This is a genomic window from Segetibacter sp. 3557_3, assembly GCF_004354985.1.
Classification (GTDB): Bacteria; Bacteroidota; Bacteroidia; order Chitinophagales; family Chitinophagaceae; genus Segetibacter.
In genome coordinates, this window is sequence record NZ_SMSK01000009.1 from 132,820 (window position 1) to 155,406 (window position 22,587).

The following is a 22,587-nucleotide window of genomic DNA, read 5'->3' on the forward strand; positions in this document are numbered from 1 at the left end:
TAGTATAGATAGCGCGTACCACAAGTTATATGGAGGCATGCTGAGGATGTCTCAAAAACAAAATAGCCCCGTAATCAGGGCTATTTGTAAAAACTTGTTTAGTGTATCAATCAGCTGCCTTTCGCGATAACACCGCAACCGATTCTTGATCCTGCATTACCGGTGGGTTGGGTTTTGTAATCGTCGACACCACCATGAATGATGACTGCTTTATTTAAAATGTTCTTTGTTGAGTCGGTACCATTGATTGACCAAAGGTCGGTTTCTAATTCAATCCTTCCTTTGCCTTCTCCATCAAGCTCGATGTTACCGATATCACCCCGATGAAATGGATCAGCACCCCATTTACCATGGTTTACTTTTGTGGGGTTCCAGTGACCGTGGGCTTCTTTACCCATATCGCCGCAGTTACCATGTTCGTGTAAGTGTACTGCTACACTTTGGTTTGCCTTTTTTGCAACGGTTATCTCGATCGTCATTTTCACTTTACCATTTTGTTCATCGAAACGCGCAGTTCCTGCAAGGGTTGTGTCGGGTTGTGTGCCGGTTAGCGTTGCCAAAGCGGTCGTGCCGCCAGATGAGTCTGCACCGGTAGTTGCACCAGTTGTTGTACTATCGCCCTCGGTTGTGGTGCTTTGTTCATTACCGCAAGCCATAAATCCGAATGTTGCGAAAGCGATCGCTGCAACAGATAACGTTCTCAATGAAGCCTTTGAATTAATCATAACAGTTGTTTTTTGGTTTCCTGCAAAAATAAGACCTTCTCTCTTCTGCTGGTACTTACAGGGCGACCAAACGCAGACAGGCTTTGAATAATTACTTGCATTCGCGTGCGGAACGATCCGGGAGCAGGTAAGTTCCCTGTTGCAGATTATTCACCTTCTGTTCCCGAACGTTATCACCTCGGTGTCCGGAACTGGCTAATGGTATCTTGAACAACTGAGGCGCTTTTAATAGTTGAATATGCCGCTTAAAGTGCTTTGTTCTGCTCCCATTCCCTGCCAGTCATCAGGGGTGTTGTAAATCGGGTGCGGGGTTCCGGCAAGCAGCACAACAATTCAGAATTCAATTATCCAGAAGATTTGAAATCGGTTACATTTGGGAGTAAACAACAAAACAGCCTTATAAATTTTTTCCGATTAATAAAACACCATGAATAAAGCTTCCTGTGCACTATTCGTCATTTTGCTGCTGAATACGTCGTTCAAACAACCACCTGCTTATGACAAGGGCAGGAAGGTTGCTGCAAAAACCATCATAGACAAAACGGTGCAGGCCCGTATAGATGCTACCTTAAAAAGTTTTGTCGACTCCGGAACGATAGCTGGGGTCTCGGCCCTTGTAATTGAAAAAGATAAAGAGGTTTATTTTAATGCCTTTGGTTACAGCAATCAGAAAGAAAAAACAGCGATGGATCGTAATACGATTGTTCGTATATATTCTATGACAAAGCCAGTTACCGGGGTGGCACTAATGCAGCTTTATGAGAAGGGCGCTTTTAAGCTCGACGATCCGCTCGCTAAGTATGTTCCTGAATTTGCAGCAATGAAAGTGTACAAAGGTGTTGATGCTTCAGGCAAATTGGTTCTTGAACCAGCACGACGCCCCATTACCATACGCGACCTTACCCGGCACACCGCCGGTTTTGCGGTGGGCACCGACCTGCCGGGGCTAAGTGAACTTGTAAAAAAGACCGATGCGCTAAACCCACGCAATACCTTGGGCGAAATGGTAAAAAAGCTGGCGGCTCTTCCGCTGCAGTTTCATCCTGGTGACCAATGGGCTTATGGACCTTCGGTGGACGTTCAGGCATTCCTGGTTGAGCGTCTCTCCCAAAAACCCTTTGATCAGTACCTTAAAGAAAACATTTTTGATCCGTTGGGAATGATCAACACGGGGTATGTGGTCGCACAGAAAGATTTGAAGAGGCTTGCAGCCATGTATCGGAAAACGAATGGTAGTGAATTGTCCCCAATACCCGATGACGAGAATACGTATAATATCAGAGACTGGCAACTAAAACCAGGCGGTTTCGGGCTGACCTCTACAATTGACGATTACATGAAGTTTACACAGATGTTGGTTAACAAGGGTAGAGTCGGCAAAGCAACGATCCTAAAGCCGGAAACAATCCGACTTATGGCTACCAATCATTTGTCTGATACCATTTCGCAACGAATGTGGCTACCATCAAAGGGCCAGGTAGGTTTTGGTATCGACTTCGCGGTTCGTACCCGGCCAACGGCTTCAAAGGACGAAAACAAGGGTGTTGTAGGTGAGTTCTTCTGGGATGGGGCTGCCAGTACCTTGTTTTGGATTGATCCAGTAAACCATCTTACTGCCGTACTGTTCGTGCAAATCTTTCCATTTGATAGAACCCTGCACAAGCGGTTTCGCGACGCGGTATACGGGGAATATACCCCGGGGTAACCCAGTACAGACACAATCGGCCGCAGTCTTCGAAATGGAATCTGTCGGCTTACCCTGGCGTTTACCCCAGCTTCTCAGGAGTAAACACCAAGGTAAATAGTCAATGCAAACGTGGGTTTAACAAACGGAACTCTTTAATCCTAACAGTTGGTATTACAGGTTTGTTATTGTTTCTTTTTGCAGGAACAAGCGCCAGGGTTGGATGCAGCTACTGCTTTAGTTTAAAATACAGATCCAGGTCTTCGTTTCCATATTCCGGGTTAAACCGCTTTGCTCGTTTGTAGTGTGTAGCTGCTTGTTTGTACTGAGAAAAATGATTGTCTAACAGGTAAGCCAGGTTGTAGTGGGCATCTGCATTTTTCGGTTCCAGTTGTAAGGCATTTTCGTACTGCTTTTTTGCACCTTCGAAATCGGATAAATATCGTGAGAGCAGGATACCGTAATTAACCAATGTGTTTGCGGTACGATCAAGTTGTAGGGAGGTTTCGTAATGTGTTTTTGCCTGCTGATATTGTTTGAAATGACTTGTGAGCAATAGCGCAAGATTATTGTGGGCTTCCGCATAGTCAGGATTTGCCTGAATGGCTGCTTCAAGGTGGGTTCGTGCCTGCTTTGGTTTTGAATAATAGTTCAGCAGCAAGAGGGAATAATTGTAGTGAGCCTTTGCATTCTTCCAGTCGAGCGCAAGTGACTTCTCCCATGCCTTCTTTGCCTTGCTGAACTTGCTGAGCTTCGATGCAAGCAGCAGTGCATAGTTCGCGTGTGTTTCAGAAGAGTTTGGACCTAGTTTAATCGCCTGTTCGTACATCTTCGCTGCGCCCAGGTAATCTGAAAAATGATCCTGGAGTAAACCAGCATAATTGTAATATAAGAAGGCTGCGGACGGATCTAATTTGATTGCTCTTTCATAGAGCTTTTTTGCCTTTGCGTAAGCACCAAAATGCTTTACCAACAAGGTTGCAAGGTTATTATGCGCTTCAACATTTTTGGGATTGGCCTTAATGGCAGCTTCATAGTGAAACTTAGCCCTTTCATAATCAAAAAAATATTTCTTGAGTAACAGGCCAAGATTGTTGTGAGCCGTTGAATATTGCGGATCGAATTGGATCGCTAATTCCCAATGCTTCCTTGCACCAACAGGATCACTAAATTGTTCAAGCATTAGCATTGCCAGGTTGCAGAGCGTAATGCTGTCTTCAGGATTTATCCTAAGCGCCATTTGATAATGTTCTTTCGCGCCCTGGTAATCTGAAAAGTGTTGCTCAAGAAGAAGACCCAGGTTGTTGTGTGCCTGATAGTTTTCCGGATCATTTTCTATGGCTGCACGGTAGTGTTTTTCAGCTTTACGGAAGTCTTGAAAATGATGGCTAAGGAGAATGGCGTAGTTGAAGTGTGAAAGTGCAAAATCCGGTTGAAAATTTAGCGCGGTTTCAAGATGTGCTTTAGCGCTGTCGTAATTCAAAACATGATACATCTCAAGGAGAGCCAGTTCAAAGTGTGCGGCACCGGATTGGGGGTTTAACCCAATAGCGATTTCATAGTGCTTTCTTGCGCTATCCGGATCTGAAAACCCACCGAGGTACAAACGCGCCAATTCGGTGTGTATCCTTTCATCATAAGGATCTGCTTCTAGGGCATTTGCCAGGAGTCGCTTTATCTTCAAAGAGCGTTTTGCTCCTGGGTTTTCGATTTTGAATATTGCAGGATCTTTAACGTGTGCTATTTTCATTTCAGGTTTATTGCTGCGGTTAGATTCCTGCCGCCCCTGTGCGGTTGCACCACTATACCATGCAAGGGCATGATGAAAGCATAACATGAATTGTTTAACCAACAGGTACAGGGTTTAAAATTTCCTGATAAGCCAATTCGTCAACTAAGCACGGTATCGATATACTGTTGCCGACCAAAGGTTAGTCGACTTTCCGAAAAGCATGGACTTCGTTTTCCATGTTGGTATCAGTCAATTTATATAACCTGAATGCCCAGTATCCTGCCGCATCAGTAGAGTATTTCCACAGGTAAGACGCTGGCTTTAGATCGGAAGCGGGTATTTTTTCCTGTGTTTTGGTATCTGCAGTTTCACACCCTTTTTTCTCCAATGTTTTGGTGCCTTCCAGGGGATAAAAGCTCACTACATTTCCCTCAAATTTCACCGTGCCTTTTGTGGTTTGTAAGTTATGGGTAATACACTTTCCAAAATTTGTCCGGTTGCCCAGATAACCATGATATTCATAACGCCCTTGTTTTCCATCAGGTCCGCCATTTGAGAACTTATACACCTGTCCATAATCATTTCTGTCGGTGCTTAAAGTGAACGGTGTCTTATCCAGGTAATGTAGTATACCCACGTAATGCTGAAGCCATCTTTTGCCCAGGAATTCTTCGGGAACCTTACTACTGGGTGAATTCTGGTAGAGTGCCTCTTCCCCATTTTCTTCCGTACCTGGTTTCGTACAGGCATATACTGTTACAGCAAACAAGCTGCATAATATCAATATCCATTTTTTCATAAAAGCTAAAATGTTGCATTTGAAAAGAACGAGCTGATACCAGGTAAGCTTTCGGGCATAACACCAACATGATAGGAACCTTTAACCTGCTTTAAGATCATTCAACAATTCATCGTTGTTCTTGCGGGCTATTCACACAAGGCTTTCAAGCAAAAGAGTAATCCGGAAAACAAAATGTGTTTTTGATAGAAGAACTGCTTGTACGATACTTGCTGCAGGTATAATTATCAAGTCACCTGGCAACTCAATTTTAGCAACAAATTTTCATAGTTGCAAATCACAAAGCTGTCTTTTTTACCTGGATGTACTAGTCAACCTGTTATACTATCCAGTACTTTGTAGGAGCATCACGTCTCGTGGGGAGTAGCCGTACCGCCTTTCACGATATAATCGGCCCTCTTTCAAAAAGGTAAACCATCAGGCAGGTACATATTGCAAAGGGCCCTCTCTGCTCCTGGTTTACATCGAACGATTACAAGCAATCAAAAGACGTTCTCCCGGAAATGTATGAGGCTAGGATGGGGCTACAAGTTCTATAGTAAATTCGACAAAATTGGTGTGCAAGAAAACATCCCCAATTACGCAAGTGCCTGCTTCTGCAAATCGCCTTGACCCGATGACATTACAAATCTCGCATGACGGGTATTCTGAAAAGGTCTTAATTTGTAAAAGTCACATACAAGAGCAGTAATACGAACTCAGAAAATTATTTAATAAGTTCTTACCGGTTCTGAGTTCAAATTCTACCTACCAAAGCTACCTTATGAAACAATTGATTACTTTCTTAGCTTGTTGCTACTCATTTTGCTTAGCTGCCCAGCCGGGCTCATTAGACCCCACCTTTGGTAATGGCGGTCAGGTAATAACTACAGTCGGTACATACCGCGCAACGGCACATGCCATGGCGATACAAAGTGACGGTAAAATCATAGTGGGTGGAACAATGATTTATGCTAACTCCAGCAGAGATTTTGCGTTGGTGCGTTATAATCTAAATGGAAGCCTGGACTCATCATTTGACGGAGATGGAATTGTTATAACAGCAGTTCAATCTGGTGATGTGGTTTTGGCTGTCGAAATTCAAACTGACGGCAAAATCGTTGCCGCCGGAGGCAATGTCCTTGCCAGGTATAACCTTAATGGCAGTTTAGATATGAGCTTTGGTGTGGGTGGGAGGGTAATTGAAACTACGGACGGTTCGGCCAACGCTTTGACAATACAAAGTGATGGGAAATTGGTTTTAGCAGGCAACAGGAACTCGCGATTTCTCGTGAGAAGGTATCATTCAAATGGTGGTCGTGACTTAACTTTTGATGGTGATGGGGAATCAATTACCTCTTTTGGTTTCAACAGCTGGGCCAATGCAATCGCCATCCAAAACGACGGAAAAATTATAGCAGCAGGCATTGCCCGGGTCTACTATATTCCAGAATATACATCATTGGCCGTCGCCAGGTACAATACAAACGGCAGTCTCGACACTACATTCAATGGAGATGGAAAATTTACCGGCATGAATGGCACAACTCCAAGTACTATTATAGCAGAAGCAAAATCGATTGCAATAGATCCCGATGGGAAAATAGTAGTGGGCGGATCAGGATATGCAGGTAGGTTTGGTCTGGCACGGTTGAATACTAACGGTAGCCTCGACGCAACCTTTTCAGGTGGCGCTGTTGTTACCCAGATGGGGAGCGGCCATGCAGAAGGCAAAGCTGTAGCCATCTCACCAGATGGCAAAATTTTTCTGGCGGGCAGTACAGTAAACTTATTTGCCCTTGCAAAGTATAACAGAAATGGAAACCTGGATCTAACTTTCGGTAACAATGGAAAAGTAATTATGCCCGCTGGTCAAGCGAATGCAATGAAAATAAACGCAAGCAGGATTTACCTAGCTGGTTCTAGCCGTCCAGCCGGGAGCAATTATGATCAGTTTTCCATTGTTGCTTATCAAAATAGTGGACAGCCGTTGCCGCTGACACTTACAAATTTATCAGTTTCGTTAGACAAAACTTCGGCTCTTTGCAGATGGCAAACGACTGGGGAGATTAACACTTCGCATTTTATCATTCAGCGAAGTATCGATGGAACTAGCTTTTCAGACATGGGCCGTGTAGATGCTAACGGCAGACCAACATCTTACGATTTCAAGGACGTTTTATCAAGTACTTATTTTCAATTACCAATTGTTTACTATCGTTTACAGATAATAGATACGGACGGGAAGTTCACGTATTCTCCTATCGCTATTTTAAAGCCTAAGCAAAAGAAGCTATTTACCATCTTTCCTAACCCTGCCCATGCTTTCATTCAAATTATCGGCAGCAATTTACAGAGCGCAGAAGTAATGGACGACCAGGGAAGATTGCTGCTTCAGAATAATATTACCGGGCAAAGCAATAAAATTAAAGTCACAGGTTTGCTTAAAGGTTCATATTATGTACGGATCACAGACAGGGACGGCAATGTTCAAACCGAAAAGCTGGTTATACAATAATTATTTTGCGGTTCCAAATTAGCGTTGTTGTATGCCGTTTCTATGGCATCTGACAAACAACTTATGTTTGTAAAAGAACCTCTTTTTAACTTTAAACTTGCCCACGGCGCTTTCCAAGCTTCTCATGGCTTTCGGGGAGAGTTCGACCAGGATGAAACACTACTGCACCGCAATTCCTCGTGCCCCGGAATGGCAAAGCCACTCTACTATAAGTAAGCAGCGCCGGCTAAATATTTATTGCAAAAATGCACTCAACCGTAGACGAGTGCAATCGCGTTTGTTGCCTTTACTGAATGCCTCGCCGAATATTGCATTGCCGTACAAGCGAGCGTGGCAACGATGCCCAATAGCCCTCCTCCTGCCGGTCACAAAAAAAGAAAAAAGCTGCCGAAGCAGCTTTTTGTAATGCAAAATTAAAAATGTAAAATTAAAAAAAGTATTTACGACCAGGATGATTGTTATTGCTTTCGATGAAGATGATTTCTGAACAATCTTTGTTTGTTTTAAAATTAGTCAACCACTCAACTTATCAACAATAAACTACTCAACCAATCAACTTATTAACTTATCAACCAATCAACTTATCAACTCTTGGAAGCCCCAATACCTCAATACCATAATACCCAATACCCAATACCCCAACCTCAATATCCCTCATTCTGCCAGCCCGATTGGTTGGTGATATTCTGTATCTCTGTTTGTGGCACCGGGTAGTATCTTCTGAAACCATTCACTAATGGGAAAATCACGGGCATCTGGCCGGTACGCACAATATCGAACCAGCGGTCGAGTTCCAACGCAAGTTCAAGTCTGCGTTCTTTATAAACCGCATTTCGAAAAGAGGCCTGGTCGGGTAGCTGGGCACTGGTTAGCGTTGTAATGCCGGCGTTTGTGCGTACGGCATTAAGTGCTGTAAAGGCAGCTGTATTTGGATAACCCAATTCGTTAAGTGCTTCGGCATAGATAAGCATGGCTTCGGCGCAACGAACAATGGGTATGTCCATGCTGACCTCGTTGTTTACCTGGGTACCATTGTACTTACCCGGCCTTTCGCCGCCGGCACTGGTGGGCGCAACAAGGGCTCTCCGGTTATCATTGGCCTCGAACAGCGACGGCGGCATGATGACCGCATTGTTGCCACCAACATTGCGAAAGCGATTGTTTTGATTGGCTGACTCACCAATTCCACCCGATAGGAAACGTGCAGAAAAAAGAACATCCCTGCTGGTCTTCATCGCATTCGGGAAAGTGGTGGGTTGTGGCACGAGTCCAACTACCGTACCTGCATTGATGGCGGTGATTAGAGGCTGTATGGTAGATACCACCTGGTCCCACGTTTTTTGGTACAGGAGTACCTTTGCCAACAGGCCCCGTGCGGCAAAGCTGGTTGCCCTGCCACGCTGTGCATCGGGCCAGGTGGTTGGTAAATTATTGACCGCAAGGGTGAGGTCGGTAATGATCTGTGCATAGATGGCCGCAGTATCGGCCCGGGTATTATTCCTTGCTTCAGTGCTGGCTTGCGGAGTAGTGATCAGGGGAAGTTTGCCCCATAACCTTGTTGCGTTGAAATAATTGAGTGCACGAAGAAAAGACGCTTCTCCAATGATCTGCTTTTTCCGGGTTGAGTCCATTTGGATCGCCGGTGCCCTGCTCAGTACGACGTTTGCGCGGTAAATGGCTTTGAAATGGGCAAGCCAACACTCTGTTACGAGCGTATTATCGGGCCGCTCAGCAAAGGACTCAATCTGGTACCGCACCCCACCACTGGCACCCTGGTCATTGTCTTCCATATTATCGCTGCGAATTTCGGTAAGCGAAAGCAGGACGTTGCCATAAAGCCCATTGTCCTGGAGTGCGTCGTAGGCAGCAGTTAGTCCGCCCTGCAAACCCTTTTCGTCAACATAAAAGTTGTCCTCCGTTGGTGAGTCAATGGGCTTTAAATCGAGGAACTTTTTGCATGAGCCCAGCAATATCGTGGAGACCGTAAGAATGAATATATAGCTTCTGTAATTTTTCATAACGCGATGTTTTAGAAGGTAACGTTGATGCCTGCAGAAATCGTTTTTGCAGTGGGATAAACACCGTAGTCTTCGCCATTGGTGGTGGTGGCGGTACGGTTAGACACTTCGGGATTATAACCCTGGTAATTGGTAATGGTGAATGGGTTTTGCAGACTCACGTAAAGCCTTGCCCGGCTCATACCCATACTTTGTAACCTACCGCCCCGAATGGAATAACCAACGGTGATATTGCGAATACGCAGGTAACTGCCATCTTCCACATGCCAGGAGGAGGTGATACCATTTTGCCCCTTGCCTACCCTGTTTGCGCGAACATTCAATCCACTGCCGGGATCGGACTCGGATTTCCAGCGGTTAACCGCACCTGCGTAGTTGTTCATATTGCCTTCATGATTATAGAAGTACCGGCGTGCAAGGTTCAGGATCTTGCTTCCATAAACCCCCTGCATGGCAGCAGAAAGGTCGAAACCCTTCCACTCAAAATCTGTTGCAAAACCATAAGTAAATTTTGGTTGATAACTGCCGATGATCACACGATCCCTGGTAAGGTCGATAACCTTATCGCCGTCGGCATCGAAGAATTTAAAGTCACCGGGTTTGCTGGTTGCCAGGTCAAAATTGCTGGCGGCATCGATAAAATGGGGATAGCCGTTTACATCTGCCTGTGTCTTAAATACGCCGAGTTGTTTGGGCAAAAAGTAGGAGCCAATGGGCTCACCTACCCGGGTGATAAAATAGGCATTTGCTACAGAGCCCGTGTTGATGATATCGGCGTTACCGGGACCAAGCTCAATCACCTTGTTTTTATTGGTAGAAAAGTTTGCCGATGCATTCCAGGTTACGCTGCGGAACCTTTGCCGTGTACCAAGGTTCACTTCAAAACCCTTGTTGTTCACCTTACCGATGTTCACCAATTCAGTACTAAAGCCGGTGGAGAGTGGTACGGGAACGTTGAGCAGCAGGTCGGTGGTATTGCTGTTGTAATAATCAATGGCAAAGGTGAGTTTGTTGCCAAACAAACCACCATCCAAACCAAGGTTAACCTGAGCGGTTCGCTCCCAGCTCAGGTTTGGATTGGGCTGGCTGCTGGGCGCAGCACCGTTGATAGACCCGGCGGTGGCCCCACCAAATACATATGCCGCGTACGACAACGAACCCAGTGCACCATAGTTGGGAATTTTAAAGTTACCCGTGAGCCCATAGCTGGCCCTGAGTTTCAGGTCGGAAATGACGGCAGAATTCTGGAGGAACTTCTCGTCGGACAAACGCCACCCTGCAGATACAGATGGAAAATATCCCCACCGATTGTTGCTGCCAAATTTGGATGAACCATCAGCTCTCATGGAGGCCGTCAACAGGTATCGTCCGCTATAATTGTATTGTACCCTGGCAATGCCAGATGCCAGTGTCCATTGGCTTTGCAGCGAGTTTCCGGCGGTTACGATACCGGCGTTTAGGGTTGGGATCTGGTTGCTGATAAAACCCGATGTGGCAAATGCAGCATTGCTTTTAGCGTCGTCCTTTTGCAGGGACCATCCGCCGAGTACGGCAAAATTGTGCTCGCCTATTTTCTTGTTGTAGGTCAGGGTCTGTTCAACCAGCCAGTTCAGGGCGTTGCCGGTTTCTGATGAACCTGTTGCATTGGTTTCCGGGTTACCCGCGGTGTTCGCCAGGGGTATGGTAGATGGCCTGAATTTATCTGTACGAACGTTAAACAGGTCGAAGCCAAATGTTGCCCGGTATTTCAGGTCCTTTGTAAACGCAGCTTCTGCAAAAACATTTCCGAGCATCCGCAGGGCATTGACATTGAATTTTTGCATCATCGCTAGTGCTACCGGGTTCCAGGCCTGGGTCTGGTTATTTCCACTGATTACGGTGCCGTTGGGAAGGGTAGTTCTTGAATCGCCGTTCCAGGAATTCTGGGCAAAGCTGTATGAACCATCGGGATTATAAACCGGCCAGATGGGTGAATAATGCAAAGCTGATGAAACCACGCCCCCACCTTCGGGGCTGGTATAGGTACCATCGCTGTTGACCCTTTTCTCCGTAGTAACCGAAGGATTTAAGTTTAACCCGAATCTGAAAATCCCGGTGTTGCCATCGAGGTTAACACGCGCACCAAAACGCTTGAAGTTACTGTTGATGATAATGCCATCCTGGTCGAGGTATTCTAGCGATGTATAATAACGGAAATCTTCAGAGCCGCCGGAAACCGATATCGAATGATTCTGCATCAGCGCTTTCTTAAAGATTTCGTCCTGCCAGTCTGTATTCACCAGCCCGGGTGTTCCGCTTAAGTATGGCACTACTTCAACCGGGATAATGGTATTGGTATTATTTGAGGTGTTGACAAGCCTTGTGGCATTGTTGTCGTTTAATGTAAATGGGATGGGGGCCAATCCCTGTGCCTGGCGCCGGAGGTTGTTTGATACCATCTGGTCGGAATAGGCATTGTTTCTTGCATCCTGAACCAGGGAGGCATAACCATAAGCATCGAGCATATCAATCTTATGCGCGACAGACTGCACCCCAACCATGGAGTTTACAGCCACCACCGGCTTGCCCCTTTTGCCCTGCTTGGTGGTTATCAGCACCACCCCGTTAGATCCCCTTGAGCCGTAGATCGCAGCTGATGAGGCGTCTTTTAAGACCTCCAGCGACTCAATGTCGTAGGTGTTAAGGGTATTGAGGTTATTGCCGGAAGTCGGCACATTGTCGATTACATAAAGCGGCTCGGTTCCGGCGGTAATGGTTCCTACACCCCTGACCTTTACCGATAGCGGGGTTCCCGGCTGCCCCGTGCCCTGCACCACCTGTACACCGGTCATTTTTCCGACCATGGCTTCCGCAACATTATTGATGGGCTGGTTTTCCATATCCTTTGCGCGGATACCCACCACCGCTGTGGTCACGTCGCGGCGTCGCTGGCTGCCATATCCCACTACGGTTACCTGGTCGAGTGTTTGGGAGGAGTCACTCAGGGTGATATCGATGCTAACCGACTCACCGGGCCTCAGCGCGTAGCCACTCCTGGTTTGTGTTTGTAATCCAACTGAACTAAACGTAAAACTGTAGGACCCTGCGGGCAGGCGTTGAAAGGTAAAAGTACCCGTTGCATTTGTTTGTGTGCCGGGGCCCGCCTTGGTGGAAGCGTTGATGGCGCGGACACTCACCCCTTCTAATGGGTTTCCTTTATTGTCTTTTACAACACCGTTTACTACTGCGGCATTTTCCTGTGCATAAGTGGTAAGCACCGAAAACATCAGCAGGAGAAACAAGGTCAGTTTCCTGGTGGTCATAAGCGTTGGTTTTGTTTGTTTTTTTAAGTAGCGGTTGCAAACACAGGGAAATTCATCCCTGCTGAAGGATGAATTTACTTCATTTTGCCGGTCGACGAAATATAGAATCTACGCGCGGAATTCCGCGGTCACACACCTATGGATATCAGGGCAGCATCCATGGCTAAAACTTTTGCTGAGGGTAAAATGGAACGAGCATCCAATGTTCAGGAATCAAGGTATTAATACGTTATATTGCTGTAATGATTGATGCAGTAATAGCGTACTTCAATACGATTTGTGCAATGCCCGACGAACTTGTCGATGATCTACGGGAATTGGTCAGGATCAAAGACTTTAAAAAAGATAGTTTCCTGCTAAAGTCCGGTCAGGTGTCAAATTATGCTTCATGGATACTAACTGGGCTGACACGCAGTTACTACCTAAGGGACACCGAAGAAGTTACCACCAAATTTTTATGGGAAGGAGCCACCATCACCTCAGTGTACAGCTTCTACAGTCGGAAGCCGGGCAACGAAAACATTGTTGCCATTGAAGATACTACGGTAGCCATGCTGCACTACAACGAGATGCAGACCTTATACAAGAAGCACCCTGCTTTCAATACGATAGGACGGGTAATAACAGAAAAGTACCTGTATATGCTTGAGATTGAAGTATACAACCTGCGAAAACAAAAAGGCGAAGACAAATACCAGTTTATTGTTAAACACTTTCCTCATTTACTCCAACGCGTTCCATTGAAATACCTGGCCACCTATTTGGGTATGAACCTGGAAACGCTCAGCCGGATCAGGGGTAAAAGATAGCCTGCACCAGGTGTGTTCCCCGCGTATTAATCCAATTCTGTGCACCAATCCTGAATTTGATGTTTGTCAATTGCTTTGACATTGATTGAGGCTTTCTTTGAAACAGTAAACAAGTCAACATAACAAAACTGCTTTTAATCAATTAGCCTTAATTCTTACTTAAATCTCTTATCATGAAGTATCTTACCATAGCAAACACGGTTGTAATAGCAGCTGGATTGCTAACGAGCATTTCTATTGTCCGTCATTATTCGTCAAACGGTCTCGTTTTCACGGGGGTGCCGTATGCAGTACTATTTGCGCTGGCATGTAGGGCAACCTTTCACCGTCCTTCATTCGTGCGTAACATCGCCGCATTAATCACTTCGACCGCCATCAGCGTCTTTTCTTTTTTCCCTTATTACGACGTGAGCTATGGTGATGGTCATTCTTCAACGGAGGGGATAATATTTGGATTGATACCTCTTGTCTCAGTTACATTAATCCCCGTTCTCTATCTCTTAATTCAAGTGTTGTGGGTTCTAATGCTGCTTTTAAAAAAACGAATGGGCTCCGACGCCGAAGCAATTCCGGTCAGTTAAGCTTTTTTATGGAGCCAGCAGTTAATTCTTTTCCCGGCTCCGGTTGTCCGCCCGGATGAACCGTTCGGACGGGTGTCACTCCCTTGTACGGCAACAATTCTATTCAGCACATTAGCGGGTTCAACTAAACCAGTATCAGCACGAAACATACGATTGGCAAACTATCCATATCAAAAACGAGCTACATGAAATACACCTTACCACTTGAAATGCTTTATCACTGGGAAACAACCACACCCGATAAAGTGTACCTACGTCAGCCAATAAACGGCGTGTGGCAAAACTGGACCTGGAAGCAAGTAGGCGACGAAGTAAGACGTATGGCAGCAGCGTTGAAAGCAATGCAACTTCCTGCGAATGCTAATGTTGCCCTGGTTTCAAAAAATTGTGCGCACTGGATAATATGCGACCTCTCTATAATGATGGCTGGTCATGTATCCGTACCGCTTTACCCAAACCTTAATGCGGATACATTGATGCAAACGCTTCAGCACAGCGAAGCGCCGGTTTTGTTTGTTGGAAAACTGGACGATTGGACATCAATGAAGCCGGGTGTTCCTGAAGGAGTAAAATGTATTTCCTTTCCCTTTACCGGGCACACCGAATATGACCGGTGGGAAGACTTGATTAAACAACATCAGCCCTTAAAAGAAAACATCACAAGGAGCCCCGAAGAAGTTAGCACCATCGTGTACACATCTGGCACAACCGGGGTTCCCAAAGGGGTGATGCACCAATTCAAAAATCTGTCGTTTGTAGCCCATAATGCCATACCGCATTTAGGGTTCAATAGTTCCGATCGCTTTTTCTCTTATCTACCCCTGTCGCATATTGCAGAAAGGCTGCTGGTTGAAACGATAAGCCTGTATGTAGGCGGCCAGGTATCGTTTGCAGAGTCTTTACAGATGTTCCCAAAGAACCTTGCCGACTCAAAACCCACCGTATTCCTCGGGGTACATAGAATATGGAGCAAGTTTCAACAAGGGATAACCGCCAAAATACCGGAAAAACGATTAGCATTGCTGCTTAAGATCCCGATAGTCTCCACCCTTGTGAAAAGGAAGATTCGGAAGGGACTGGGATTAACAGAAGCAAGAAACATACTCACCGGAGCAGCACCAACACCGCCGGCACTAATAGACTGGTTTAGAAATATAGGCATTCACATCCAGGAAGCTTATGCCATGACTGAGAATTGTTGCTATTCACATGTTTCCGTAGCAAACAGAATCAAAATCGGCTATGTTGGTCAGCCTTTGCCCCATTGCGAGGTTAAACTGGGAAATGAAAATGAAATATTAATTAAGCACGAAGCATTGATGTTGGGTTACTTCAAAGAGCCCGAGGTGACAAACGAAAGTTTCTCAACGGATGGTTATCTAAAAACCGGGGACGAAGGGTATATAGACGAGGATGGGTTTTTAAAGATTACAGGAAGAGTAAAAGATTTATTTAAAACAATCAAAGGTAAATATGTTGCTCCTTCACCCATTGAAATGAAGGTAGCGAGTTGTAGCGATATAGAACAAGTGTGTGTTGTAGGTTCAGGATTGCCACTGCCGATCGCTTTGGTCACATTGTCGGAAAGTGGCAGGCATAAAACAAATAACGATTTACAAGCAGGATTGACCCAATTGGTAGCGGCAACAAATACATCACTTAACGCCCATGAGCAACTTGACAAAGTTGTTGTAATAAGAGATGAGTGGACAGTTGAGAATGGTTTACTTACGCCCACAATGAAGATCAAAAGAAACAGTATAGAAAAAAAGTATTCAACCCTGTACCAAAGTTGGGTTGAGCAGAAAGGAACTGTAGCCTGGTAAATCGCCTATTAAAAGTCAATGTTGTTTAGTTTAAAAAATTGGACTGAACCTTAGTATTTCCATTGGAATCGTTGCCCGGCGAGCTGCGCGAATACTGAAGATGTGTTTCGCTGAGCGCTATAGACAACCATCGAAGCTTAACTAAACGCATAAATTGTAAAATAAGTATCTGCTCTCCTGTTAATGCTATTCCGGGCGATCATTGAAAAGGGTGTTTTTATCCTACCAGGCTGTCTGGAGGAAACATAGAGCCGAGCGCCGGCATTTAAAGCAAACGATTTAAAGACCATATGATATTTTGTTAATCACACCAAAAAAACTACCCCTGACTATGCCAGAAGAACAAACGGGTTCTATAACCGTAAAAATTGCTTCACAGGAAGAATTTGAAAAAATTCATGAACTGAACCACCAGACTTTTGCAATTGAGATTCCGCAACACGAAAAAAGACCTGATGGCAAATTGATAGATGTGTTTCATGAAAAAAACACCTATATCGTAGCGCTGGAAGGCGATGAATTGGTTGGTATGATCTGCTACAATCCCATTCGTCCTTTCTCTTTGGACAAAAAGTTAAACAACCTCGATGAATACCTGCCGGATCACCGCAAGTTGGTTGAGTTAAGACTTTTTGCAGTCAAAAAAGATAAACGAAAACAAGGTATTGCAATCAGTATGCTGAAAGTATTAATACCTGACTTGATTGGACAAGGGTACGACCTGGGAGTTATATCAGGAAGTGTTAATGAACTGGAACTTTATAAGAACATTGGATCGGTGCCTTTTGGCCCCCTGGTAGGAACAGAAAAGGCGCTTTATCAACCATTATACTTCCACATCAATAACCTCAAAGGCGCATTTAAAGTTCTTTAAAGCGTAGGCATAATAAACCTTTCAGAACAACTTCCAGGCTATGACGAGTGAAACGATCAACGTAAGTACGGGACCTGTCCATATTTCGCAGCAGGTACTTGCAGCCCTGGCTTCAGCACCTGTTTCCCATAGGTCAGCAGATTTTCTTCGATTATACTACAATACAACCCAATTTTTATGTACTGCGTCTAACACGAGTAGATGCTATCTACTTACGGGTAGTGGAACGGCAGCGAACGAAGCCATGATCTGCCAAATAAAAATGTTTGGGGGTAAAGGATTGATACTCTCCAACGGCGAGTTTGGCGAAAGGCTTATCAGGCAGGGAACACGTTGGGGTCTGACCTTTCACCAGATGAGCCTGGCCTGGGGAGAGCAGATTAACCTAACTGCATTTGAGACTCGAGTGAAGAATCATGAAATAAAGTGGGTTTTTTTTTGCCACTGCGAAACATCCACCGGGGTGATGAATGACCTGGAAGGTATTGCAGAAATTTGTAAGCGATACAGCTGTCAATGTTTTGCTGACTGCATGAGCACGGTGGGCACTTATTCACTCGATCTTTCTAATGTCACCATGGCCAGTGCATCTTCCGGTAAAGGTCTTGCATCCATACCCGGCCTTGCTATCCTTTTTTCCAATATCGAACCTGCCCCTTCAGGTGAGATACCTTTTTATTTTGATCTCAGCCACTATAAAAAAAAAGATGGCGTGCCGTATACCATTTCATCAAACCTTGTACATGCACTAAACGTGTCCGTAAGGCAGAAATTAAATTGTGAGCAGTTTGAGCTGATAGAGGATTACTCACAGCGTTGTTTCAGCGTGTTAAACGACGGTAAAATTCTTCTCTTTCACAATCCCGGATCAAGAGTGTTTACCATGAGTTCACCAGCTAATACGACAAAAGAAATGGCTGGCAGATTATTAGCAGAAAACATTGTTTGTAGTTGTGAAAGTGAATACCTGCGCAGCAGAGATTGGTGTCAGATTGCATTATTTGGTTATTACAAAGAAGCCGAGCTCAAAAGATTCATCGATGTTCTGAAACGAATAGTTGCAGTTCCCGTTTTAAAGAGTAGGCATTCGGCTTTTTTGTAATTTTTTCCGAGAACATTTGTTGGTGCTGGCAGACTGTTGCCTTATCACCTACTTCGAAACTGGGAAACAGTCAAACCTTGTATTCACTCGCTTACAGCTAATTCGGCTCTGATCATCTTGCTTCATCTAAGGCAATCTCTCACCCGTGTTCCATAACTCAACCTGGATGGGGACAACGTAACGATATTGCTTGAAAAGTGGTTCGGTGTGCAATCATACTTTCTTTTACCGAAGAGGACGCTGCGTTTTTCGCAAAGAACGGGAAGGGATTTGGTGTTAGGTATTGGGTATCGAGGTATTGGAAGTACGTTTAGAGAAAAGTTGATAAGTTGAAACGCTGTACATCAGATCTCGTTCTGGTCAGATCATTGAACATGACCTGGTCGGGAGTTCAATCGAACTTTTGAAACACCGGCATCTCGTATTTCTTTTTAATTTTTATGACTTTTTTACGGCGCAGAGCTAAATGAACCATGGCAGAAATAGGTATATTTAAGTCTTATGTCGTAAATATGAAACAATTATTTCTCTCGGTTTTCATTGTCGTTTTCAACTATTTGCCGTCCCTCTCGCAGTCGGATACTACCATCAGGTACTACGGTAAAAGTCGAAAGGAAACCACTAAAGACAGCGCGATAAGCTATGTAAAATTTTACCGGCAGGCTAACCTGTGGCATGGAGTGGAATACTACACGAAAGGAAATGTCTTGAAATCAGAAGGTGATTATAATGAAACAAACGTGGAAACGGCTGTAGGTAGTGTGAACTATTATTTGGAGAACGGCAAATTGGATTATACCATCGATTATGCAGATGGAAAACCGTTGAACAAAACCTATTTCTACAAGTCCGGTGATAAGCGTTCATACACGGTTTACTCAGACAAAGGAATAGAGTTGCAAAAAGGTTGGGATGAAACGGGCAGGGAGATTAAGAATTTTGTCGTGGAACGCGAAGCCCGGTTTAAAGGAGGTGAGGAAGGTTGGAAGAAGTATTTGCAAAAAAACCTAAACGCAACATTGGCCGCCGATTTGGGATTAGCTGCGGGAACTTATGAAGTACAGGTTCAATTTACGGTGAATAAGGACGGGATCCCTACGAACCTAAAGGCTGTTTCGGTACCTCCAAAATGCAAGGCATGCGGGGCAGAAGTTTTAAGAGTGCTCAGGGAATCTCCGGCCTGGGAACCTGCAATTTTAAATAACGAACCCATTGTTTCCGAGGTCAGTCGAACCATTGCTTTTCAGCCGGTGCAAGGCGTGAAATAAGGTTGAGGACACCCCAGGGAACGAGCATAGCCGATAGCCTGGTCGCCTCAAAGCCTGGAACAAGACTCAGCTTCGAGAAAAGTTATTTGTTTAACGCAGAGTTACCGAAGGTTTTCGCAAAGGGAGCAGAGGAAGCAAGCTTTCGCAGAGAACAAAACCAGAGTCGACATGGGGTATTGTGGTATTGGGAGGAAGGCACCCCCAGCCCTATCCAAATTCGAACGGCAGAACAAGACTCAGCTTCAAGAATAGTTCTTTCTTTAACGCAGAGTTTGCGGAGTTTTTTCGCAAAGGGCACAGAGGAAGCAAGCTTCTGCAGAAAATCGAACTGAAAGGTCCAGAAACGGTACTGAGGTATTGGGAGGAAGTACCCCCAATTGTCAACTGGAGCAAAGCGGCTCTAACTATGCAAGGTTTATTTTCCATTGTTCATTTTGAATTATCTCCACCTTTGTGGCAGGTAGCAAGTTGTTCAGAAGCAAGCCTCTGAATCGCCGCATTGCACCATTTTACATTACATTAATGTCGATTGGTTAAGCCCCTTGCTGGTATAATTTGCCCAGTAATGGTATACTGCACAAGCGAGCCCCGCTTAGGCGGGGTAGACTGTGGCAACGATGCCCAATAGCCCTCCCTCTGCCGGTCCCAAAAAGAAAAAAAGCTACCGAGTAGCTTTCATGTGTTTGATCCCCTCAAATCATCAGACCGGATAATCTTCCCTCCCATTTTTGATAGCTCAAGTTTGGCTTTTCTAAATCCTTCGTTACTGATGGCACGGGTAGCATCATGGATTAAGATCGTTGAGAAACCTTCCGCCAGCGCATCCTTCGCAGTATAAAAAACGCAGTAATCGGCAGCAAGGCCGGCGACATAAACTTCCTTTATTCCTTTACCCCTCAAGTAATTTCCCAGCCCCGTAGATTTTAAATGCCCGTTGTCGTAAAACCCGCTATAGCTGTCGATTTCGAGGTCGGTACCTTTTCGGAAAATGGCTTCTGTTTTTAGCCAAGTGACGGCATCACTGAGAGCGGCACCATAGCTGCCCTGTAAACAGTGATCGGGCCAAAGTACCTGGCTTAGTCCATTGAGTTGAATCGTTTCAAAAACTTTGGTGCCAGGGTGACTGGAAGCAAAACTTTTATGTTCCTGCGGATGCCAGTCCTGCGTAGCCACAACAAGGTCAAAACATTCCTGAATTTGGTTTACCACGGGTATGATAGCATCCCCATCCGGAACTGCCAATGCACCTCCGGGTAAAAAATCGTTTTGTATGTCAATTAGCACCAGTGCTTTCATAACAGGTCGTATCGTTGTTAGTCAGTAAAGGTACATGATCGGGATTGTTGATCCGGGGTCCTGAAGAGTGAGCAGGCCAGGAACACGGATGAGAGGAGATGGAACATTCCAGGCAATGAAAAATCTTAGTCCCGCTGGGGTCTCCTAAAAGGGACCGGGAGCAGTGGAACCTTGTTAAATAGAAACCGCCTTAAAATTTCACGTTTAAGACGGCTTAGTTTTCAATGGATCCGGTTATTAAATCTTCCTGGTGTTTCCCTGTTGTGTTCAATCGGGAAATACACAGATCAGGTAACACAATGTTGTGCTTTTTTGCAGTGTGTGATTTAGAATATCATAACTTTTGCATTGTACAACTTACGACCATTGCTTTCAACACTCAACAGGTAAACACCATTTCGAACAGGTTTCTCTATCTTATAAGTGCTTACGTCGTTGGTCATCATGATGCTTTGTGAGGCTAATTTCTTACCCTCCTTATTGTACAATACAAGTGAACCTTTGCCCGGGGTTGCACCTGCTACCTGCACATATACATTATCCTGTTGTACATAGTGCATCGCCTCCAATTCTTTATTAGGGTTCAACTTCACCGTTACGGTACTGAAGTACTTGCTTTGGCCATCCGTGTCTGTTTGCGATATCCGGTAGTAATTCAGCGCGTACGGTTGCCTGTCGGTAAAAGCGTATTCTGCTTTTGACATTCCTGCACCGGCAGCTACGTAGTCAGCACTTCAAACTTCCTTCCGTCACCACTTTTTTCGATGGTAAAGAAGCTATTATTGATTTCATTAGCGGTTGCCCACTCCAGTAGCACCGTTTTTTGTACCAGCTTACTGCGGAAATACAACCAACTCACCGGAAGCGAACGGCAACCTGCCGAAGAAGGTATTGTTACCGTAACAGCCGCAGTGCTCAGTGCACCCGTAGTCGTAAGCGCCCTGCCATTGAGCACCGAGCCTGTGTTGATACTCACGGCGCCGTTATTGCAAATGATCGTTCCTTTCAACTCAGAAAAATTGTTCAAATTAACCGCACCTTCCACTTTCCAAAACACATTTGCGGCCTGTGCGCCGTTAAGCAATAAAACCCGTTTATAATTATCTTCATGGCCTTCCACACGACATTACGGTTAAGGGATTATATCCTACCGCTAAACCTACGTTTGTTCCAACATCGCCGGTAACGTTGGTGATCCCGCTGTTTGTAACAGCGCCATTACCTGAAAACAGCGCATAACAAGCTACTGAAGCAAGACCTGGTGCAGACGGACCGGTTAACACCGGGCTTCCACAACCAACAGGCACTTTCGCAGTAACACCGCTAACAGAAATCGCACCTGTGGTAGACAGAGCTCTTCCTTCAAGCGTAGTTCCGGTCCCCATAATAATAGCAGCATTGTTCACAATAACGGTACCTCGCATTGCGGTTCCGCTAGCCATACTTACAAGACCCTCAACTTTCCAAAATACATTACATGCCTTTGCACCGTTAACCAGGTTAACCTGCGAAAGAGCATTGGTCGAAAGCGTTCCTTCAATCTGGATAAGGAACACGGCGTTTGCATTTCCCTGGGCGTCGAGGTTAAGTGCCAGGTTTAAAGTTGCATTTCCATTAATTGCATAAACACCGGCCTAAGTGTATCGCCATTGCCTAACAGGGGGGCACGAAAAAAGCCGGGTGTGGTGGTATCGACCGGGTAATATGCCAGCAGTAAATCGGCAGCAGCCTGTGCACTTGCGCCATCGATGTTGTGCATAACACCGTTTACATTACCAAAGCCGGTTATCGCCCCACTATTGGAGCCTACATCGCCGGTAAGATGGGAACGCCCCGTATTCCCAACAGCTCCGTTGGAAGTAAAAAGTACAAAATCGCCTGCAGTACGACGATTAAGTGTCTGCGCAAACGTGGCTGTCAGAGAAGTTAATAGTGTAATAGCGGTTAGATAATAGCGTAACATTGTTTCCTTGGAATTGGATTTAGTTGTGAATTATTTTCACATTACAAAGATGCGCTGCTTAAAGCACAACACTATTACACATTTACATGGAAAGGTTATACAAATCACACT

General features: G+C 45.2%; 19 protein-coding genes. 9 read left to right on the forward strand and 10 right to left on the reverse strand.

From position 1 onward, the window contains the following. Positions 1 to 110: 110 nt before the first annotated feature. Positions 111 to 725 carry a superoxide dismutase family protein gene (locus EXU57_RS14740; RefSeq protein WP_207955485.1) on the reverse strand — a complete coding sequence of 205 codons (615 nt, stop codon included), beginning with the start codon at positions 723 to 725 and terminating at the stop codon, positions 111 to 113. 427 nt (positions 726 to 1,152) lie between these two features. Between EXU57_RS14740 and EXU57_RS14745 the strand changes: the two genes are divergently transcribed. Then, positions 1,153 to 2,430 carry a serine hydrolase domain-containing protein gene (locus EXU57_RS14745; protein ID WP_133268992.1) on the forward strand — a complete coding sequence of 426 codons (1,278 nt, stop codon included), beginning with the start codon at positions 1,153 to 1,155 and terminating at the stop codon, positions 2,428 to 2,430. A 208-nt stretch (positions 2,431 to 2,638) separates the two neighbouring features. Here EXU57_RS14745 and EXU57_RS14750 read toward each other — a convergent pair whose 3' ends face one another. After that, positions 2,639 to 4,159 carry a tetratricopeptide repeat protein gene (locus EXU57_RS14750; protein WP_165958154.1) on the reverse strand — a complete coding sequence of 507 codons (1,521 nt, stop codon included), beginning with the start codon at positions 4,157 to 4,159 and terminating at the stop codon, positions 2,639 to 2,641. 181 nt (positions 4,160 to 4,340) lie between these two features. Continuing rightward, positions 4,341 to 4,940 (reverse strand): hypothetical protein, encoded by a 600-nt coding sequence (locus EXU57_RS14755; protein WP_133268994.1) that lies wholly within the window; start codon positions 4,938 to 4,940, stop codon positions 4,341 to 4,343. A gap of 763 nt (positions 4,941 to 5,703) precedes the next feature. Between EXU57_RS14755 and EXU57_RS14760 the strand changes: the two genes are divergently transcribed. Together EXU57_RS14760 and EXU57_RS25150 are read left to right on the forward strand one after the other, a co-directional pair. Further along, complete coding sequence (locus EXU57_RS14760; protein ID WP_133268995.1) at positions 5,704 to 7,437, forward strand: T9SS type A sorting domain-containing protein; 1,734 nt, start codon at positions 5,704 to 5,706, stop codon at positions 7,435 to 7,437. Between the two features lie 42 nt (positions 7,438 to 7,479). Next, on the forward strand, positions 7,480 to 7,653 hold the full coding sequence (locus tag EXU57_RS25150) for a hypothetical protein (RefSeq protein ID WP_165958155.1): 174 nt from the start codon (positions 7,480 to 7,482) through the stop codon (positions 7,651 to 7,653). A 428-nt stretch (positions 7,654 to 8,081) separates the two neighbouring features. Here EXU57_RS25150 and EXU57_RS14765 read toward each other — a convergent pair whose 3' ends face one another. Then, positions 8,082 to 9,455, reverse strand: a complete 1,374-nt coding sequence (locus EXU57_RS14765) for a RagB/SusD family nutrient uptake outer membrane protein (RefSeq protein WP_133268996.1) — start codon at positions 9,453 to 9,455, stop codon at positions 8,082 to 8,084. An 11-nt stretch (positions 9,456 to 9,466) separates the two neighbouring features. After that, positions 9,467 to 12,757, reverse strand: a complete 3,291-nt coding sequence (locus EXU57_RS14770; RefSeq protein WP_133268997.1) for a SusC/RagA family TonB-linked outer membrane protein — start codon at positions 12,755 to 12,757, stop codon at positions 9,467 to 9,469. 242 nt (positions 12,758 to 12,999) lie between these two features. Here EXU57_RS14770 and EXU57_RS14775 point away from each other — a divergent pair, with 242 nt between their 5' ends. The 6 genes from EXU57_RS14775 to EXU57_RS14800 all read left to right on the forward strand — a co-directional run bounded on the left by EXU57_RS14775 (position 13,000) and on the right by EXU57_RS14800 (position 19,217). Continuing rightward, positions 13,000 to 13,566 carry a Crp/Fnr family transcriptional regulator gene (locus EXU57_RS14775; RefSeq protein ID WP_133268998.1) on the forward strand — a complete coding sequence of 189 codons (567 nt, stop codon included), beginning with the start codon at positions 13,000 to 13,002 and terminating at the stop codon, positions 13,564 to 13,566. A 173-nt stretch (positions 13,567 to 13,739) separates the two neighbouring features. Next, positions 13,740 to 14,147, forward strand: a complete 408-nt coding sequence (locus EXU57_RS14780; protein WP_133268999.1) for a hypothetical protein — start codon at positions 13,740 to 13,742, stop codon at positions 14,145 to 14,147. A gap of 185 nt (positions 14,148 to 14,332) precedes the next feature. Next, positions 14,333 to 15,973, forward strand: coding sequence for an AMP-binding protein (locus EXU57_RS14785; RefSeq protein WP_133269000.1), 1,641 nt, complete (start codon positions 14,333 to 14,335; stop codon positions 15,971 to 15,973). 331 nt (positions 15,974 to 16,304) lie between these two features. Further along, entirely contained in the window at positions 16,305 to 16,847 is a 543-nt protein-coding gene (locus EXU57_RS14790; protein WP_133269001.1) for a GNAT family N-acetyltransferase, read from the forward strand. A 40-nt stretch (positions 16,848 to 16,887) separates the two neighbouring features. After that, a complete protein-coding gene (locus EXU57_RS14795; RefSeq protein WP_133269002.1) occupies positions 16,888 to 17,949 on the forward strand; it encodes an aminotransferase class V-fold PLP-dependent enzyme in 1,062 nt (353 codons plus the stop codon). A gap of 512 nt (positions 17,950 to 18,461) precedes the next feature. Continuing rightward, positions 18,462 to 19,217, forward strand: coding sequence for an energy transducer TonB (locus EXU57_RS14800; protein WP_133269003.1), 756 nt, complete (start codon positions 18,462 to 18,464; stop codon positions 19,215 to 19,217). A gap of 675 nt (positions 19,218 to 19,892) precedes the next feature. Here EXU57_RS14800 and pncA read toward each other — a convergent pair. The 5 genes from pncA to EXU57_RS14825 form a co-directional block, all read right to left on the reverse strand. Next, positions 19,893 to 20,513, reverse strand: coding sequence for a bifunctional nicotinamidase/pyrazinamidase (gene pncA / locus EXU57_RS14805; RefSeq protein ID WP_133269004.1), 621 nt, complete (start codon positions 20,511 to 20,513; stop codon positions 19,893 to 19,895). A gap of 326 nt (positions 20,514 to 20,839) precedes the next feature. Further along, positions 20,840 to 21,217, reverse strand: coding sequence for a hypothetical protein (locus EXU57_RS14810; RefSeq protein WP_133269005.1), 378 nt, complete (start codon positions 21,215 to 21,217; stop codon positions 20,840 to 20,842). A gap of 14 nt (positions 21,218 to 21,231) precedes the next feature. Next, complete coding sequence (locus EXU57_RS14815; RefSeq protein ID WP_133269006.1) at positions 21,232 to 21,633, reverse strand: ice-binding family protein; 402 nt, start codon at positions 21,631 to 21,633, stop codon at positions 21,232 to 21,234. Continuing rightward, positions 21,620 to 22,132, reverse strand: coding sequence for an ice-binding family protein (locus EXU57_RS14820; RefSeq protein ID WP_133269007.1), 513 nt, complete (start codon positions 22,130 to 22,132; stop codon positions 21,620 to 21,622). The genes EXU57_RS14815 and EXU57_RS14820 overlap by 14 nt, the downstream gene beginning before the upstream one ends. Then, a complete protein-coding gene (locus EXU57_RS14825) occupies positions 22,111 to 22,476 on the reverse strand; it encodes a hypothetical protein (RefSeq protein ID WP_133269008.1) in 366 nt (121 codons plus the stop codon). Before EXU57_RS14825 ends, EXU57_RS14820 begins: the two co-directional genes overlap by 22 nt. Positions 22,477 to 22,587: the final 111 nt, after the last annotated feature.